The sequence below is a fragment of the Methanobrevibacter sp. genome (genome assembly GCF_045577275.1).
Taxonomy (GTDB): domain Archaea; phylum Methanobacteriota; class Methanobacteria; order Methanobacteriales; family Methanobacteriaceae; genus Methanobrevibacter.
In genome coordinates, this window is the sequence record NZ_JAZNIB010000259.1 from 1 (window position 1) to 4,843 (window position 4,843).

The window sequence follows — 4,843 nt, forward strand, 5'->3', positions numbered from 1 at the left end:
AAGAAGTTTATATAAACTTCTTAAATTTCTCTTTTTTTAAAAAAAAAACCTATTAATTGATTATAAATAATAAAGCATAAGAGCTTTTTTAAGTTGTATACTCTGCATTGATTTTTACATAATCATAGGTCAAGTCACAACCCCAAGCAGTTGCGACATAATCCCCTTGATATAAATCAACAAGTATGTTCACTGTTTTCTCTTGCATGATCTTTTCAGCATCATTGAGATTTTCTGTTCCTTCAAATGCCAAAATCTTACCTTGGTCCACTAAAATAGCTTCATTAGCTTCATCATCACTTACAGAAACAGAAATCATGCTTTGGTCCATTTTACAACCGGAATAACCGACTGCAGCAACAATTCTTCCCCAATTAGGGTCTCCACCAAAAATAGCGGATTTTACAAGAGAAGAGCTGATTACAGATTTTGAAGCTAATATTGCATCTTCCTGTGATGCAGCACCTTGAACCTTGCATTCAATGAATTTTGTAGCTCCTTCACCATCACGAGCCATCATTTTCGCTAAGCTTATGCATAAGAAGTCCAATGCATCTTGGAAATCTTCATTGATGATGTCATTTTCAGCAACTTCAACACCAGACTTTCCATTTGCCATCAATATAGCCATATCATTGGTACTTTCATCGCCATCAACGACAATCATATTGAAACTCTTGTTTACAGCAGATTTTAAAGCCTTATTAATCATTTCAGCAGATATTACAGCATCAGTTGCCAAGAAACATAACATGGTACCCATATTCGGTGCAATCATTCCTACACCTTTGGTGATTCCACCGATTCTGACCTTTTCACCATTTACAGTTGTCTCCACAGCAAATTCCTTATGATAAGTATCTGTTGTCATCAATGATTTGGCAGCATCTGTTGAACTTTCTATAGAATTGTCCAATTTGGAAATGGACTCTTCAACCAAAGGCAAAATAATGTCCATAGGCATTTTTCTACCGATTACACCAGTGGATGCAGTAGCTATTTCATCTGATGGAATATCTGTCAATCCAGATGCAAATTCAATTGTCCTATCACAATCAGCTATTCCATCTTCACCAGTGAAACAGTTAGCATTTCCACTGTTTGCAACTACCAAAGAAACCTTACCACCTTTAATCATTTCTTTTGTATGAATTACAGGGGCAGCCACCACATTATTTGAAGTGAATACCGCTGAAGCATTGCTGCCTTTAGATTCTATAACTGTAAGACCATACTTGCCTTCACGGGTTCCTGCTGCTCTAACACCTTCTACAGCACAGATTCCACCTTTAATAACATCAATATTAGACATGATATCTCCTTTTTAACTTGATAAATAAATTTTTCTTGTAAACTTTAAAATAATTTCAAAAATGAACCTTAAGTCATGAATAAAAACAATAAAAAAAACTAATAAAAATAGAAAAAAATAGAGAAAAAGTTCCCTATCAATTAGTAAATATTGGCCGAACTTGAGGCATTGAATGCAGTGACATTTTGGCCTTCTGTAACATTTTCCTTGAAATCATAGTATGAAATCTGTGTACCGTTCTCATCGGTTAGGTCATAGCTGCTGTTTTCATACTCTGAAATATTATTAGTTACATTCATATACTGCACTTCCCCAGGAGCAGGTTCGTTGGAATCCCCAGGACCCATTATCATGGAAATGCCTAAAGCCAATCCACAAATAAAAGCGATTAAAATGATTATCATCAAGATTATTTGCTTAGGACTTCTTGGTTTTCTTACATTTCCAGAACTTTTGGACCATATGGAACTTCTAGAATTTCTTGAATTCCTGGAGTCTCTGGAATTATTAGGACTTCGAGTGACTAAAACATTCTTATTTTTAGGTTTTCTAGAACCCCTAAGTTTCCTATCTCCTATTGCCATTAATTTCACCACAAATTACAATAATAAATATTTTTAAATCATCAATAGATTAATTTTTAATGCATAATGCAGATATTGAATCAATTTATCTTATCCACAGATGCATCAGATTGTTCAACTACAAATTTCACCTTAATGTATAGTAAGCTACAAGGATTAGAACAAGTAAAAGGCCATAAATGCCCATTCCCATTATAGCAAGTATATAAGATAAGACAAACATTACAGCAAATGCAGTAATGATCTTTCCTTTCTTAGCAGTTACAAGCTCACATAATGTTCTTGTAAAGTCTGAAGGAATGTAATATCCATATAATCCATTAGCCAAATCGAATATGACTAGTGACAATGCACCGAATCCATGAATGCTTTCTGCAATATTTGCACGTTCACCTGCTTCTCTTCTGCTTCTTCCTATACCAATCTTGACTTTTGCACCGTTGTTTAGAATAAACCATGCACAATCAAGACCTGCACGAATAGCTACATCCTTACTAGGGAATTTTGCAATCAAGTCATCTCCACCTTCACGGTAACCTTCAATATGACCTTCACAATCTTCCATAAACTCCTTAACGCTTGTCATCAATTCCACAAGCTTGTTTCTGCCATGCTTGGAAATGAAATTGGTTGAGTCCACAATATCAATAAAGAGATATTGCTGGAATTCTGGAGGTTCAGATTCCGCTAATTTGAAAGGAGTGTCCAATACAAGTGCATATTCACCACCTAATTTAGTGAATGCAACACCTGGAGAGTCTCCAACCTCTTTATTGAACTTGATTGATCTTTCAATAGCTGCAGCGCCAGTCATACCGGCAGCGGCTCTGACACGGATTCCATTATCCAATCCAATGCCAACCAATCTGATTGCTACTCTGATTGCATCGTTTTTAGACATAAGCCTTGAAACAATTTCTGTTTCGCTTCTTTCAATAATTTCTCCATTTTCTCTTAAAATAATATCAGTGAAAAGATTAATAATATAAGAAGGTTCTGAAAGCTCTACATACATGTAACGGTCACTACCCATAATGATATTACTTACAAGAGCATATTCTTCAACCTTGTTCTGTGCAGGAAGTAATTCATAAAAACTATGATTCTCTGGAATATTTTCACGGCCAACATCACGAACCAAATTGGTAAAAATACTTTCAGTGGTAATATTCGCTTTATCAATCTCCATAAGCATGGTTTGAGTATAATTGAACATGTCTACATACTCTGTTTCAAGTGGAGTTGTTGGAAAGTACTTAGTACCTATACTGATGATTTCATGTTTGGTTACTAAAGAAACTATTTTCCTTATAATTGCATGATCAGCCATATTTTACCTCCTTTTAATTTTTAAAATAAATAATCAGTTTAATTATCAGTTTTTAATATCAATTTAATTATCAGTTTTAAATAAACGTAATAATCAATTTTCAATTTCAATAAACAAGTTTTCCAATAAATAATAATTCTTAAGAATTTGAAATAATATCCTATATTATTTCTCCTTCTTTTTCTTGGAATTCTTTTCTAAGTAAATCTCAAATTCACCAGGCTTTTCCAAAATCATATTTGGTTTTACTGAAACGAATGGGAACTTCCATGAACCTAATCTTCCAGCAATTGTACTTGCAATATTTCTTGAATTCTTCTTGATGAATACCTCATCATAGGTATTTGTTTGAATCTCAATATTGTATGGAGGATTGTCTTCCACCTCATCAGTCAAGACAATATTCAAGCCGAAGTAACCTGGCTTAATGAATAAATCATTACGAACTGCAATCAATGGTTTGTGAACCAATCTTAACCTGTCTGCAACTGTAACTGAAATGTTACCTGCATCCTTGACAGCAGCCTTATAATCCTTAGGATGAACAAGAACAAAGATTACATATGGAACAGAGGTCTCTACATCATCCACCATTTCCATAACCTTATCAAACATAGGCAATTTAGAAAATAGTCCTTCTATTTTGGAGGAAACATTATCCTGTTCGGATTCATCAAGCAATAATATAGCCTGTTTAGCCACATTCAATGGTGTGAATTTAGTTGTTTCCTTACCTTTATAAACTACCCAACGTTTTCTCTCAAGCTCATTTAATATTTCATCACAGATGTTCTGCAAGAGATTTTTGACCTTCTTAGGCTTTTTGGCTTTTCCCATGATCAATTCGCCATCTTGAATTGAAAATGGAATTCTTATGCTGTTGATGTCAGGGAATTCTGACATGAAATCCCTAAACTTATCATTAGACAATACTTTTGCATCCTCTTCATAAGCCAAATCAAGAATATAATGGTCTGCAATGGTTCCTACAGGAACTTCATCAATAATGCCATCATTGACTAATCTTACAAAAGTCTCCTTATCATCAATATTATGACGTAGGGAAGCATCTGCTATGATTAAAAAGTCATGATTTCCTTGTTCTAAAGCCTTTACAGCTAATGTGATATTTTTTAATTTAGCTTTTGAGCCTTCTTCTTTTTGGAAATGTGCGACATTTGCTGCATCAATAATAACTTTCAAGATATCACCCTTTAAAAGTTTAATTTAATGATTTTTTAAAAAATTAATTATTTCATTTATGATATATAATAATAATGATTCAAATCCCTCTCTGGATTTAAAATCCATTATTCATATTCATACTATTAAATTATTGGTTTGATTGAAAATAATTCATAGTAATACTTTATATTATGAATATATATTTGTACTAATATATTTAAATCTTTTTAGAATTAATATGGTTAAACCTGATGAAAACCAAGAAACAATGAAAAAAAAATAATCTAAAGAATAGTTAAAAATCTTAAAAAACAATTAAAAAAGTAGAAAAAATAATCCAAAGTATAGTTAAAAATCATAAAAAATAGTTAATACTCTTAAAAATCAGCAAAAAATAGAAAAATAACAAAAATAAAAATTAAAAAAATAAGA

Annotated in this window: 4 protein-coding genes; all 4 read right to left on the reverse strand. The window is 32.7% G+C overall.

What is annotated here, in order from left to right; genetic code table 11:
• Positions 1-88 precede the first annotated feature (88 nt).
• The 4 genes from argJ to ACKI67_RS07580 all read right to left on the reverse strand — a co-directional run bounded on the left by argJ (position 89) and on the right by ACKI67_RS07580 (position 4,429).
• Entirely contained in the window at positions 89-1,312 is a 1,224-nt protein-coding gene (gene argJ, locus ACKI67_RS07565; protein WP_407462875.1) for a bifunctional ornithine acetyltransferase/N-acetylglutamate synthase, read from the reverse strand.
• 140 nt (positions 1,313-1,452) lie between these two features.
• The gene (locus ACKI67_RS07570; RefSeq protein WP_407462876.1) at positions 1,453-1,896 is read right to left on the reverse strand and encodes a hypothetical protein; all 444 of its coding nucleotides are present in this window, start codon (positions 1,894-1,896) and stop codon (positions 1,453-1,455) included.
• A gap of 127 nt (positions 1,897-2,023) precedes the next feature.
• Positions 2,024-3,226, reverse strand: coding sequence for a hypothetical protein (locus ACKI67_RS07575; RefSeq protein WP_407462877.1), 1,203 nt, complete (start codon positions 3,224-3,226; stop codon positions 2,024-2,026).
• A gap of 165 nt (positions 3,227-3,391) precedes the next feature.
• Entirely contained in the window at positions 3,392-4,429 is a 1,038-nt protein-coding gene (locus tag ACKI67_RS07580; RefSeq protein WP_407462878.1) for an NYN domain-containing protein, read from the reverse strand.
• Positions 4,430-4,843 lie beyond the last annotated feature (414 nt).